Origin of the sequence: Aestuariivita sp., assembly GCF_049276915.1 — a bacterium.
Lineage (GTDB): Bacteria > Pseudomonadota > Alphaproteobacteria > Rhodobacterales > Rhodobacteraceae > Aestuariivita.
The window spans coordinates 1-12688 of record NZ_JBASXK010000146.1 but is presented as its reverse complement, the minus strand read 5'-3'; the positions used below and the strand labels follow the sequence as shown (position 1 = coordinate 12688).

Genomic DNA, 12688 nt, shown 5'->3' with positions numbered 1-12688 from the left:
GGACGATGACGTGGCCACCACGCATGCAACCGTGACCGCCCTTGGGCTGATCGCGGCGCAGCCCGATCTGACAATTGACGAATTGACGGCGGAACTGGCCGCAGAGCACGGGGTGAAGGTGCATCGTTCATCCATCGGCCGGCTACTGCTCAGATTGGGGCTGTCACACAAAAAAAGACCTGCAAGCGCTTGAGCAGAAGCGCCAGGACGTGGCCGACCTGCGCCGCATCTGGATCGGCAAACGCCAGCCCTTCATGGCCAGGCATCTGGAAAGACTGGCATTTATTGACGAAACCTCGGTCAAGACCAACATGGTCAAGACCACCGGCTGGGCTCCGCGCGGGCAGCGCCTGGTCGATCACGCACCGTTCGGGCATTGGCGCACCCAGACGTTCATCGGTGCCCTGCGCCATGACCGGCTGGACGCGCCCTGGGTGATCGACGGAGCGATGAATGGCGAGATGTTCGACATTTATGTCGAGACCCAGCTGGTGCCTACATTGCGCGAGGGCGACGTGGTCATCCTCGACAACCTGTCGAGCCACAAGAGCCCCGGCGCGGCCAAAGCCATGCGCGACATCGGCGCGTGGTTCCTCTTCCTGCCGCCATACAGCCCCGACCTCAACCCGATCGAAATGGCCTTCTCGAAGCTCAAGGCGCTAATCCGAAAGGCCGCCGCCCGAACCTACCAGGAACTCTGGAAAACCGTCGGCCATGTCTGCGACCTCTTCACCGACGAAGAATGCTACAACTTCTTCAAAGCCGCCGGATACAAAACCGATTAAACGCGACACGCTCTAGAAAAAAACGAGGGCTGCTACCGTGGCCCAATTTTGCTCCGCCGTTGACATCCGCCGTTTATTCTGTTCCCGCCGGCGGATCAGCCTGTCTCGTCACGCGGTCTGCTGGTCTGGTGACTGTCCCGGTAGCTCGTCGATACCCAGCCGCCGGTCGAGCGCCGCGCCGATCTCATCGAGGCGATGGGCGATCTCTGCGCCCGAGTCCCACAGCAATCGGATCTTGGAACTGGCGCTGTCGGCGTCATCGCCGATCATTGCGGCGACATGGCCGAAACTGACCCCGCGCGGATGGTTTTCCTGGAACCGCCCGGCCACGATGGCGACGACGGGTTTACGCAGCCGGCCCGCGCGCAATGCGGCTGCGACCTCCGCTTCGTTGCCGGTTCCGGGTTCGCCGTAGATCACCATGGCATCGGTTTGATCATCGGCTTCGAACAGCTCGAGATACTCGCACATCGAGCGCCCGGTGGTCCGGTCACCGCCCATCGACACGGCGGTGGAGACCCCGCGCCCGGCGGCCTTGATCGCCATGGAGATTTCGGCCGACATCCCCCCCGAGCGAGAGACGACGCCGATCCTGCCCGCCGGGTATAGCGCGTCCGGATTGTCCCCGCCGATCCCGCCAAGCTTGCATTTTCCTGGCGAAATGACGCCATTGGTGTTGAAGCCGACGAGCCAGGCACCGGCCTTGCGGGCCGCGGCCACGGCGCAGATCGCGTCATGCTTGGGGACATTCTCGGTGGTTGCGAGGATCACCCCGATCCCGGCCTCGGCGGCCTCGGTCACGGCATCCCGGATACCGGTGACAGGCACATAGAGCACGGCCGCATTTGCCCCTGTCTCGGTGACGGCCTTGGCGACCGTATCGAAGACGGGAATGTCCTCGACCTCCTCGCCGCCCCGGCCCGGGGTGACGCCTGCCACGATCTTGACCCCGTACTCAAGCGCAAGGCGCGTATCGTAACGGCCCTGGTTTCCGGTGATGCCCTGCACGACAACGCGGGTGCTTTCGTCGATCAGGATACTCATGCGGTGGCTCCTTCGTCCTGTTCGGCAGCGACCTTGCGGCTCGCTTCGACAATGGCGCGGGCTCCTTCGGCCAGCGAAGTGCCCGATGGCAGATAGGTGACGCCACCGAGTTCGGCCGCGAGTGCCCTTGCCTCGGCTTCGCGCGGCCCGAAAAGCCGCAGGATGATCGGGAACCGTGCCGTGTCGATCTTGTTGCGTTTGACGGAATTGACCAGCGCCTCGACGACCTTGTCCACCGGCGCCATCTGGAGATGGTTGTAGCCCACCAGCAGGCAGCGCGCACGCGGATTGGTGAAGACCGCATCCAGCACCGCCTCAATCTTGACGGTGCCTGGCGAGGGGCTGATGTCGGAGTGGTTGGCGGGGCGCCCGCCAAGATCGACGATCATGTCATGCTGAAGCAGCCCCGCGCCGCCGCCTGCGACCAGCAGGCCGATATCCCCGTCGAGTTCGACATAGCGCGAGTCGCCGCCGGGATTCGCGCGGTTGACCTCGCCCACCATCCGTTCGCGCGGATTGCCCGCCTCGCGGGCAGGCAGCCCGGCCAGATCGGGGTGACGGTCGAGCGCGCAATCGTCGATCTCGAGCATCGTGCCGACCATCGACGGGCGGCCATCGGCGTCGAGGGCAAGGGGGTTGATTTCCATCATCTCGGCATCGAGCGCAACGAAGGCCTGCCAGAGCCGGGCGGTGAGGCGGCCCACATCGGCCAGTGGCCGCCCGGTCAGGCCGGCTTGCGACCACAGCTCGATCGCCTCCCATGGGCGCAGCCCCTGCAGCGGATCGACTGGAACGGTGACGATCTTCTCCGGTGTTTCGGCATGCACGGTCTCGATCTCCACGCCGCCTGCGTTGGAGACCGTCAGCATCGGCAGCCGGTCCGAGAAGCTAAAGGCGAGATAGAGTTCCCGCGCGATCTCGGCGCCTTTCTCGACATAGACGCGTTCGACCTTGCCGATATCGGTGTCCCGGCCCAGCATCCCTGCGGCTGCGGCCCCGGCCTCTGCGGCACCCACGAGGCGGACCAGCCCGCTCTTGCCGCGTCGGCCCGTGGGCAGGAGCGCCTTTATCGCGACCTGGCCGCCGAACCCGGCGGCGAGGTCGCCCGCCTTGTCAGCCGTGTCTGCGGCCGCGCCTTCCGGCACCGGAAGCCCAAAGCGCCGGATCAATCCTTTGGCAATATCTTCAGTGAGTTTCATGCAGTCTCTCCGCGATTATTTCGCGCGTCCTTCCTGTGCTGGGTGTTGAGGATGGACATTCATGGTGCGCATACTAAAGAATGTTAACAAAAAGAATGTCAAACCAAAAGCCGTCACAAAGGAGAATGCAGATGTCATGGCAGCCCGAAGTGGATGAAATCGCTCAGCGACACGCATGGGCGGAGCAGATGGGCGGCGCGGAAGGCGTCGCGCGTCAAGCTGCCCGAAACCGGCAGACCATCCGCGCGCGAATCGACGCGCTCGTCGATCCCGGCAGTTTTCGCGAGGTCGGCAAGCTCGCGGGGACGGGATCCTATGTCGATGGCAAGCCCGTGGCTGTGACGCCGGGCTCCTATGTCATGGGACTGGCGAAGATCGACGGCCGGGATGTGGCGCTGGGTGGCGAGGACTTCACCGTGCGCGGGGGGACCGGGTCTACCGCGCGCAGAAAGGGCGGGCAGGGCGGCTATGTCGAGGACCTCGCGCATGAGTACCGGATCCCGCTGATCAACTTGATCGACGGGGCCGGGGGCTCGGTCACATCGCTCAAGCGGCGCGGCTATGCGCCGATGCCCGGCACCGACGATTTCGGCAGCTCGGTTGAGCTTCTGGGCGAGGTGCCGGTGATCACGGCGGTGATGGGCACCGCGGCTGGCGGGCCCGCCGCGCGGGCGATGCTGGCGCATTTCTCCATGATGGTGCGCGATACATCGCAGGTCTTCGCCGCGGGTCCCGCCGTGGTCGAGCGCGCGCTCGGCGAGATGCTCACGGCTGAGGAGCTTGGCGGGGCGTCGGTCGCCGTGGATGTGGCCGGGGCCATCGACAATGCCTACCCGTCCGAGGCCGAGAGCCTTGCAGCCATTCGCCGGTTCCTGAGCTACATGCCGCAGAATGTCTGGTCGGCACCGCCCTTCGTCGAGACCGCCGATCCGGTGGACCGGCGCGACGAACGGCTGCTGTCGATGGTGCCCCGGAACCGGCGCCAGCCCTATGACATGCGCAAGCTGATTTCGATCATCGCGGATGAGGGCTCGACCTTCGAGATCCAGCCGAGTTTCGGCAAATCCCTCATCACGCAGCTTGCCCGTTTCGGGGGTCACGTCGCCGGGCTGATCGGGAACAACCCGATGCAGTACGGCGGCGCCCTCGATGCCGCAGGAGCACAGAAGATGACCCATTTCATCGACCTGTGCAATCTGTTCGGAATCCCGATTGTCTATCTCGCCGACGTGCCGGGCTTCATGATCGGCTCCGCCGCCGAGCGCTCGGGCGTGTTGCGGGCAGGGGTGCGGGCGGTTCATGCCGGGCTGCAGGCCAGCGTGCCCTGCATGACCGTGATCATCCGCAAATGCTATGGCATGGCGGGAATGGCGATGGTCAACCAGAAGGGGCTCAATCTGAAGCTCGCATGGCCCTCGGGCGAATGGGGCTCGCTGCCGGTCGAGGGCGGGGTCGCGGTGGCCTTCCGGCGCGAGATCGCCGCGGCACCCGACCCGGCTGCGCGCGAGGCCGAGCTCGAAGCGGAGTTCCGCGCCTATGCCAACCCGTTCCGCACCGCCGAAGCCTTTGCCGTGGAGGATATCATCGACCCGCGCGATACCCGGTTCCACCTGTGCCGGCAGATCGAGGCGGCACAGGAGAGATTGCGCTGCGATCGCGGACCGCGCCCGCAGATCGGGGTCCGGCCATGAGCCGGACCCTGTACCCTGACCCCGTGCTCATGGGATCAGGGATTTGCGCCGTTCCTCTACAAAGCCGGTCCAGATCGCACCGGCCCTGAAATCGGGATCGCCCAGAACCGCGATCAGAAAATCGCGGTTCGTCGCCAGCCCCTCGACCTGCGTTGCGGCCAGCGCGTCGCGCAGCCGGTCGATTGCGGTGCCGCGATCCTCGCCCCAGGCGATGAACTTGGCGATCATCGGGTCGTAATAGGGCGTGATCGAATCTCCCGCCCGCACCCCGGCGTCGATCCGGATGCCCGGCAGACCGTCCGGCAGGTCGAAGACCACAAGCGTGCCCGGCGAGGGAAGGAAATTCTTCGCCGGGTTCTCGGCATAGAGCCGACATTCCATCGCCACCCCGCTATGGGCCACGCCGGTCAGCATGTCATGCAGGTCCTCGCCCGCCGCAAGACGCAATTGCAGCCCCACCAGATCGCAGCCCGTGACCATTTCGGTGACCGGGTGTTCGACCTGAATCCGGGTGTTCATCTCCAGAAAGAAGAACTCGCCGGTGTCGGCATCGGCGACGAATTCCACCGTTCCCGCGCCGGTGTAGTGCTGCGATGCGGCCAGAGCGCGCGCGGCTTCGGCCATCGCGGCCACCGCCTCTCGTGAAAATCCCGGCGCAGGGCTTTCCTCGACGATTTTCTGGAAGCGCCGTTGCAGCGAGCAGTCGCGCTCGAACAGATGCACCGCCCGCCCGTCGCCGAAGCCGAAGACCTGGATTTCGATGTGCCGGGCGCGGGGGATGAACCGTTCGAGATAGATCGAGCCGTCGCCGAAACTGCGCTCAGCCATGGATTGCGTGGCCTCGACGGTCTTGCGCAGGGTCTCGGGACCGTCCACGCGCCGCATCCCGATACCGCCGCCGCCCGCCGCCGCCTTGACCAGCAGCGGATAGCCCACGCCTTCGGCAAGCTCCTCAAGCCCGTCGGTGGCCCCGGGGAGTATGCGGTCCGAGCCACGCGCGACGGGCACGCCCGCCTCTTGCGCAAGGCGCCGGGCGCGTTGCTTGTCACCCATCGCCTCGATCGTCTCGGGGCGCGGACCGATCCAGATCAGCCCGGCCGCCTGCACTGCACGGGCGAAATCGGCGTTCTCGGCCATGAAGCCATAGCCCGGATGGATCGCATGGGCGCCGGTTTCCCGCGCGGCTGCGAGAATGGCCTCCTGTCTCAGGTAGCTTTCGGCAGCGGGTGGCGGGCCGATCCGCACCGCCGCATCCGCCATTTCCACATGCAGGGCCTCGGCATCGGCGTCCGAATGGACCGTAACGGTTTCAAGCCCGAGATCCTGCGCCGCGCGAATCACGCGGCATGCTATTTCGCCTCGATTGGCGACCAATATGCGTTTCATGTCCTTGCTCCGTCTCAAATCCGAATCGTGCGGCTCTTAACGCCCAGCTGCTCGGGCAAGAGCCGCCAGGCATCATCCAGCCATTCATTGAGCAGGAACCGGGTTTCCCTTGGGTCGATGATGTCGGGAACCTTGAAGCGCTCGGCTGTGAGGAACGGGGATTCGAGGTGGTCATACATCTGCTCCAGCTCGGCGAGGCGCGCGGCGCTCTGCTCGGGCGGCAGCGACTCGAGTTCCTTGCGATAGGCCGCCTCGACACCGCCGCTCACCGGGATGGACCCCCAGCGGGCCGACGGCCAGGCATAGTGCAGGTTGAGCCCCTGAAGCCGGCCATAGGTGGTGCCCGCAAGCCCGTAGAGGCGCCGCACGATGATGGCGCACCACGGCACCCGGCTTTGTTCGATGGCCGAGACGACACGCACCGAGCCCTTGACCGTGCCCTGCAGTTCGGCCTCGGGTCCAACGACGGTGCCCGGCTGGTCGACGAAGTTCACCACCGGCAGGTGGAACGTGTCGCACAGGTCGATGAAGCTTTCCATCTTCTCCGCTGCGCCACGGGTCAGACCACCGCCATAATGCATCGGGTCATTGGCGATCACCCCCACGGGCCGCCCGTCCAGCCGGGCAAAGCAGGTCACGACCGAACGGCCGTAATGCTTGGTCAGCTCGAAGACCGATCCGGTGTCCATCACCAGTTCGATCAGGCGGCGCGGCTTGTAGATGCGTCGGCGATCACGCGGAATGATCGACAGCAATTCTTCCTCGCGCCGGTCGCGCGGGTCATCGTTCTCGATGACCGGCGGGGCCTCGAAGACGCTGGAGGGCAGGTAGGAGAGGAATTTGCGGACCATTTCGAAGGCTTCTTCCTCGGTCTCGGCCTCGTTGCCAATCACGCCGCTGCCCCGGACATGGACCTTCGATCCGCCGAGGTCTTCCTTGTCGACCTTGACGCCCATGCCGCGTTCGACGACCGGCGGGCCGCCAGCGAAGACCTGCGAGGTGCCCTTGACCATGACTGAGTAATGCGCGCAGGCCGCCTTGAGCGCCCCGAGACCGGCGCAGGGGCCGAGTGCGAGGCCGACGACCGGAATATACCCAAGCATCGAGGCCATCAGCCATGTCGGATAGCCGGGGATCTTGGTCGAGGCCTGCTGTTCGAGCAGGCGCACGCTGCCTCCGGCGCTTTCGACGAGGCGAATCAGCGGGATGCGCATCTCGAGGGCGTAGTTCTCGGAATAGATCCATTTCTCGGAGACGGTCGCCTCGGAGGAACCGCCCCGGATGGTCCAGTCGTCGCCGTCAATGGAGACCTTGCGCCCGCCTATCTTGATCGTGCCGATCACCGCGTTTGACGGGCGAACGGATACAAGGTTGTGATCCTTGTCATAGGTGGCTTTGCCCGCCATGGCGCCGATTTCACGGAAACTGCCGGGATCGCCGATCTTCGCGATGCGCTCGCGCACTGTCATCCGCCCGGCGGCGTGCTGACGTGCCACCGCATCGGCGCCGCCCAGGTCTTCGGCGAATTTCCTGCGCCGTGCGATTTCGTCGACTTCTTTTTGCCAACTCATTCTGGATCCCTTCTTTGCATCTCCCTCACCGGACGGGCCGGTGCAGGATGAGTCTAGCAAGCATTGTTGACATTGTGAATGATTTCATCATCAATCGGGAGCAGATACCGAGCGGAGGAGGTCGCATGTCCAGACACGATGAACTGATCCAGGAACTCGAGACGCGCCGCGCGCGCGCTCTGGCGATGGGCGGCAGCGAAAAACTCGCCAAGCGCAAGGCGGCAAACATCCTTGATGCCCGCGCGCGGATCGACCACCTGTTCGATGAGGGCAGTTTCGCCGAAACCGGCATGCTCGCCACCTCGCACCTGCCCGAGAAGCGGGACAACTCGCCGGCGGATGGCAAGGTCTGTGGCTACGGGCGGATCGACGGGCGCCCCGCCGCCATCGTCTCCTGCGATCTCACTACCTTGGGTGCCTCGTCGAGCCTGACCAATGTCCGCAAGATGGGACATCTCCGCAGAACCGCGATCCGCAACGGTATGCCGGTGATTTTCCTCAATGAAACATCAGGTGCGCGGATTCCCGACACGATGGGAGCGCAGGGCACCGGGGCGTTGGGTCAGGACCCTGAGCAATTCATCCGGGGGCGTGAAATTCCCTATGTCTCGGCCTGTCTGGGGCCAAGCTATGGCACCGGCACATGGTACACGATGCTGTCCGATTTCGTGGTGATGCGCAAAGGGGCCTGTCTTGCGGTCTCCTCGCCGCGCGTGACCTCGCTGGCCATCGGTGAAGAGGTGCAACTCGAAGAGTTGGGCGGCTGGAAGCTTCACACCGAAAAGACCGGCCTTGTGGATTATGCCGTGGACAGCGACGAAGAGGCGCTCGATCTGATCAAGCGCTTCCTGTCCTACCTGCCCTCGCATTCCGGGGAGCTGCCGCCCGCCGCCGAGGCGCCCGATGAAAGCGCCTGCGATGGCGCGTCCATTCTCGATATCGTTCCGGCCGAGCGCCAGAAGGTCTATGACGTGCGCAAGCTGATCGCCGCCATTGCCGATCCGGGCTCGGTGTTCGAACTCAAGCCGCGCTTCGGCAAGGTCGCGACCACGGCGCTGACCCGGATGGGCGGCAAGGTGGTGGGTGTCGTGGCCACGAACCCGATGTTCAAGGGCGGTGCGCTCGATCCCGATGGCTGCGACAAGATCACGAGTTTCCTGATCCTGTGCGACAGTTTCCACATCCCAATCGTGCTGCTCACCGACACGCCTGGTTTCCTGATCGGGGTCGAGGGCGAAAAGCGCAAGGCGCCCGGGAAAATCATGAACTTCATGTCGGCGCTGCAAATGTGCAGCGTGCCGAAACTCTCCATCGTCACCCGGAAATCCTACGGTCAGGCCTATCTGAACATGGGCGGGTCGCGCAATTCGGACGAGATGGCGGCGTGGACAACGGCGGATGTGGGCTTCATGGATCCCAATATCGGCGTTAATGTCATCTATGGGGTGACGGCGGAAAGCGATCCGCAGAAATTCGAGGAGTTGAAAGCCGAAGTGTCCCGCGAAACCTCGGCCTATGATCTCGCGGCAATATACTCGGCCCAGGAAGTGCTCGACCCGCGCGAGACGCGCAAATGGCTCATGTCGATGCTCAGCGTGCATTCGCGCGGCCGGGACAAGGGTTTTTCGCGCCGGGCGCTGGCAAGCTGGCCAACCACGTTCTGACCAACAGGATCAGACTCAATCTCAAGACAAGGCAAAGGGACAGGAAGACAAACCATGGCTGAAGAGAAAATCTGCTCGGAAATTACCGGAACCGTCTGGAAAATCGAGATGGGGATCGGGGACAGCGTCAAAGAAGACGATGTCATCATGATCCTCGAATCGATGAAAATGGAGATACCCGTGCTCGCGCCTTGTGCAGGCACGCTTCAGCAGATCCTCGTGGAGGAAGGCGTCGCGATTGCGGAAGGGCAAGTCATTGCTATTTTAGACGCTTGAATCTATGGGTCATGTCCAGAAAACAACCTTGCTTTTGTGACTGGAATTAAATGTGACCTTGGGAAGTGTAAGCCGACTGGAACACAGTCTGGGACCCATTCGTCCCAGCCTTGCGTCTGGGACTCAAGCTCTGTCTCTTGCGGAGCAGATCGCCACGCAGCTTGCCGAGGCGATCATCAATGAAGAGTATGCGCCCGGAACCCGCATTCACGAAATTGCCGTCTCCGAGCAATTTCAGGTGAGCCGGGGGCCGGTGCGCGAAGCGCTGCGCATTCTCGAAAACGCCGGTTTGGTTTCGATTCAGGCAAGGCGCGGCGCCATCGTGACCAACCTCTCGGTGGAGGAAGTCGACGACATCTTCGAGATCCGTGCCGTGCTCGTGGGACTTGCGGCGCGCCGTCTGGCCCGTGATTTTCCGCCGGACAACATCGGCCAGATCGAAGAACGGATCGCCGAGCTTCAGGAACTGACCAAACAGGCAGATCAGGACGCGGCGCGCTACGTCGCGATCAGCCAGGAGTTGAGTTTTCTGCTCTGTGCGGGCACCGGCAGTGAGCGGCTCACGTCGATCGTCTATTCGCTGTTCCACCAAACCATCCGGTACACCCGTATCGGGCTGTCCACGCCCGAGCGGCGGCAGGAATCGGCCCGGACTTGGGCACAGCTGCTCGAACACATTCACAGCGGAAATCAGGCCGGTGCAGAGATGACGGCGCGCCAGCTTGTCGACAACTCACGGGCGATGGCGATCAAGATGCTGCGCAGCGAGCAGAGCCGCGACAGCTGAGACCTTTTCCGCTTGCAGGCAGGCAGCGAGGCCCGACCCGGACCGATGTTCAGTCGCACTCTTATGCGCTGCCGCGGTTCCTGAACTCCAGCCACGAGGCCATCGCCCCTAGGGCGTGGGCCGCCTGCGGCAATTCTCCGAAGACCGCAAGTCCGGCTTGCCGGGCGCGGGCGCCGTCCTCACGCTGGCGCGCATCGGTGGCCTCCGAGCCATCCGAGCGCAGCACGAGGACGATTCGCGGCGCGTCGGGCAGGGCGCTCACGCGCACCGCCTCGCGCACCAGCCCGCCGATCACGTCGACCGACTGGTTGCTCGAACTGGTGAAGACCGGCAGGTTCACATGGACGACGATAGCGTCATAAGCCTGCGCGCCCGCGAGGATATCGAGGATTTCACCGGCAACCGCGCCGTCCCGGTGGCGCAGGGTGCCCGCCGGGGTATCGACGGGGTTAGCCAGTCCGGTCCCCGGCGGCAGGCCCAACTCCTCGAGTTGACGCAGGGTGCTTGGCGGGGCCTCCGGCGTCGTCAGCCCGGCGCGCGAAAAGGCATCGGCGGCCAGTACCGAGGTGCCCCCGCCATTGCCGAAAAGCGCAACGCGCCGCAGCGGCTGCGGTGCCGGGCGCTCCGCCTCGGCCTGGCAGATCAGCAGAGCATCGAGGAACTCATCGAGTGTTTCGACGACAATCATGCCTGTTTGCAGCGCGATGCCGTCCCACAGCCGCGCTTCGGCGGCGAGCGCACCGGTATGGGAGGCCGCCGCTCGGCGACCTTCCGCCGTGCGTCCGCCCAGCAGCAGCACCACAGGCTTTTGCGCCCCGGCCTGCCGCAGGCGCGCCACGAAGCGCCGGCCATCCCGCACGTCTTCGACATAAAGACCGATCACCTTGGTGTCGGGATCGCACAGATGGTATTCGAGAAGGTCCGCCGGACCCAGATCGGCGCTGTTGCCGAGCGTCGTGACGGCGGAGTATCGCAGGCCGCGTTGCTCGCCGCGCAGGATCACGTCGACCGCGAGACCGCCCGATTGCGAGATCACCGCGACGCCGCCGGGCTCGGGAGTGGAGCCACCGACAAAGGTGAGCCCGCCTCTCGGGCTGTGTATGCCGAGACAGTTCGGACCGATCAGGCGCATCCCCGAGGCGCGCGCGGCCTCCAGAAGCCGGGCCTGCCGGGCCTGCCCGTCCTCGGCCTCGCCAAAGCCCGAGGACATGACCTGCACGAAGCGTGCGCGGCCCGGCGCTGTGGAGATGGCGTCGATGGCGGCCTCGGCGGCCACGGCGACATAGGCGAAATCGGCTGGCTCGGCGAGGTTGGCAAGGGACGGCACTGCGGCAAAGCCCTCGACCTCCGACGCCTTCGGGTGGACCGGCTGAATGCGCCCCTTGAACCCGTAGGCGAGGCTGTGGCGGATCACCTCGTTTCCGAAACTCGTGCCCGTTGCGGAGGCCCCGAGGATCGCGACGGAGTTCGGCCTGAACAGGGGCCGGAAGGTCTCTTGCACCGCTGCCGCGTCGAGCGGCGAGGGTTCGGGCACCGGCGCGCCCGGCGCGGGTGCCAGCAGGATGCGGGCATCGACGGCGATAGCACCTTTGTCATGAACGATCAGCGGGTTGATGTCGATGGCGCTGACCTCTCTATCGAGCGCCGACATCAGCCCGTCACGCCCGCCGAGTGCCAGCAGGGCCGCGACGATGGCCTCCTCGTCGCAGGGCGCCCTGCCGCGCGCTCCGCGCAAGAGCGGCGCCGAGCGGAGCCCGTCGATCATGCTGCGGGCATCCGCCTCGGAGATCGGACAAGCGCGGAACGCCACGTCCTCGAACACCTCTACATAGACCCCGCCCAGACCGAGCATCACGCAGGGCCCGAGCCGGGCATCCCAGAATCCGCCGAGCACCATCTCGAGGCCGGGTTTGCTCTGTTCTTCCACGAGAAAGCCGTCCGTCGCACATCCCACGGCGGCCGCGGCAGCGGTGATTGCCGACAGGGCCTCGCGGGTCTCGGCACTGCTTTGCAGGCCGAGCCGGACGCCTCCGAAATCGGATTTATGCGCGCCGTTCCGGGTCAGGATCTTGGCCACGAGGGGCGCGCGCAACGCCGCGAGCGCGGTTTCGGTCGCGTCTTCGGGCCGCGCAAGGCGCAGGCCTTGCGGCACGGCGATCCCGGCGGCGCGCAACAGCGCCTTGGCGTCCAGTTCGGCAAGTGCGCTCGCGCCGCTGTCACGTGCGGCACGCGCTGCGCGGGTGGCGATCCCGTTCAGCGAAACGTCCATTCCGGTGTCCTTTTCT

The 12688-nt window shown here is 65.0% G+C and carries 10 protein-coding genes and 1 pseudogene; 6 read left to right on the top strand and 5 right to left on the bottom strand.

Translation table 11 applies throughout. The annotated features are described in order from the left end of the window. A pseudogene (locus tag WAO69_RS15675) lies at window positions 1-193 on the top strand (hypothetical protein); the annotation flags it as partial. A gap of 16 nt (window positions 194-209) precedes the next feature. Further along, window positions 210-785: an IS630 family transposase gene (locus tag WAO69_RS15670; RefSeq protein ID WP_422180823.1), complete on the top strand. Its 576-nt coding sequence runs from the start codon at window positions 210-212 to the stop codon at window positions 783-785. A 108-nt stretch (window positions 786-893) separates the two neighbouring features. Here the strand turns inward: WAO69_RS15670 and WAO69_RS15665 are convergent, their stop codons facing one another. Together WAO69_RS15665 and WAO69_RS15660 are read right to left on the bottom strand one after the other, a co-directional pair. Next, window positions 894-1829: a succinate--CoA ligase subunit alpha gene (locus WAO69_RS15665; protein ID WP_422180821.1), complete on the bottom strand. Its 936-nt coding sequence runs from the start codon at window positions 1827-1829 to the stop codon at window positions 894-896. Beyond that, window positions 1826-3028 carry an ATP-grasp domain-containing protein gene (locus tag WAO69_RS15660; RefSeq protein WP_422180819.1) on the bottom strand — a complete coding sequence of 401 codons (1203 nt, stop codon included), beginning with the start codon at window positions 3026-3028 and terminating at the stop codon, window positions 1826-1828. Before WAO69_RS15660 ends, WAO69_RS15665 begins: the two co-directional genes overlap by 4 nt. 131 nt (window positions 3029-3159) lie before the next feature. Here WAO69_RS15660 and WAO69_RS15655 point away from each other — a divergent pair, with 131 nt between their 5' ends. Further along, window positions 3160-4719: an acyl-CoA carboxylase subunit beta gene (locus WAO69_RS15655; protein WP_422180817.1), complete on the top strand. Its 1560-nt coding sequence runs from the start codon at window positions 3160-3162 to the stop codon at window positions 4717-4719. A gap of 27 nt (window positions 4720-4746) precedes the next feature. Here the strand turns inward: WAO69_RS15655 and WAO69_RS15650 are convergent, their stop codons facing one another. Further along, complete coding sequence (locus tag WAO69_RS15650) at window positions 4747-6105, bottom strand: acetyl-CoA carboxylase biotin carboxylase subunit (protein WP_422180815.1); 1359 nt, start codon at window positions 6103-6105, stop codon at window positions 4747-4749. Between the two features lie 14 nt (window positions 6106-6119). Next, window positions 6120-7676 (bottom strand): acyl-CoA carboxylase subunit beta, encoded by a 1557-nt coding sequence (locus tag WAO69_RS15645; RefSeq protein ID WP_422180813.1) that lies wholly within the window; start codon window positions 7674-7676, stop codon window positions 6120-6122. A 125-nt stretch (window positions 7677-7801) separates the two neighbouring features. Here WAO69_RS15645 and WAO69_RS15640 point away from each other — a divergent pair, with 125 nt between their 5' ends. From WAO69_RS15640 to WAO69_RS15630, 3 genes are read left to right on the top strand one after another with little or no spacing between them, the layout of a single operon-like run. Continuing rightward, entirely contained in the window at window positions 7802-9340 is a 1539-nt protein-coding gene (locus WAO69_RS15640; protein WP_422180811.1) for an acyl-CoA carboxylase subunit beta, read from the top strand. A gap of 54 nt (window positions 9341-9394) precedes the next feature. Next, window positions 9395-9616 carry a biotin/lipoyl-binding carrier protein gene (locus WAO69_RS15635; RefSeq protein WP_422180809.1) on the top strand — a complete coding sequence of 74 codons (222 nt, stop codon included), beginning with the start codon at window positions 9395-9397 and terminating at the stop codon, window positions 9614-9616. 52 nt (window positions 9617-9668) lie between these two features. Further along, window positions 9669-10403 carry a GntR family transcriptional regulator gene (locus WAO69_RS15630; RefSeq protein ID WP_422180807.1) on the top strand — a complete coding sequence of 245 codons (735 nt, stop codon included), beginning with the start codon at window positions 9669-9671 and terminating at the stop codon, window positions 10401-10403. A gap of 61 nt (window positions 10404-10464) precedes the next feature. Here the strand turns inward: WAO69_RS15630 and WAO69_RS15625 are convergent. After that, window positions 10465-12688 (bottom strand): acetate--CoA ligase family protein (locus WAO69_RS15625; RefSeq protein ID WP_422180805.1); only part of this gene is annotated, 2224 nt, incomplete at its 5' end.

Bases quoted from the DNA above. Each gene is read 5' to 3' on its own strand.
- WAO69_RS15665 (WP_422180821.1), bottom strand. From the start codon at position 1,829: ATGAGTATCCTGATCGACGAAAGCACCCGCGTTGTCGTGCAGGGCATC.
- WAO69_RS15660 (WP_422180819.1), bottom strand. From the start codon at position 3,028: ATGAAACTCACTGAAGATATTGCCAAAGGATTGATCCGGCGCTTTGGG.
- WAO69_RS15655 (WP_422180817.1), top strand. From the start codon at position 3,160: ATGTCATGGCAGCCCGAAGTGGATGAAATCGCTCAGCGACACGCATGG.
- WAO69_RS15650 (WP_422180815.1), bottom strand. From the start codon at position 6,105: ATGAAACGCATATTGGTCGCCAATCGAGGCGAAATAGCATGCCGCGTG.
- WAO69_RS15645 (WP_422180813.1), bottom strand. From the start codon at position 7,676: ATGAGTTGGCAAAAAGAAGTCGACGAAATCGCACGGCGCAGGAAATTC.
- WAO69_RS15640 (WP_422180811.1), top strand. From the start codon at position 7,802: ATGTCCAGACACGATGAACTGATCCAGGAACTCGAGACGCGCCGCGCG.
- WAO69_RS15635 (WP_422180809.1), top strand. From the start codon at position 9,395: ATGGCTGAAGAGAAAATCTGCTCGGAAATTACCGGAACCGTCTGGAAA.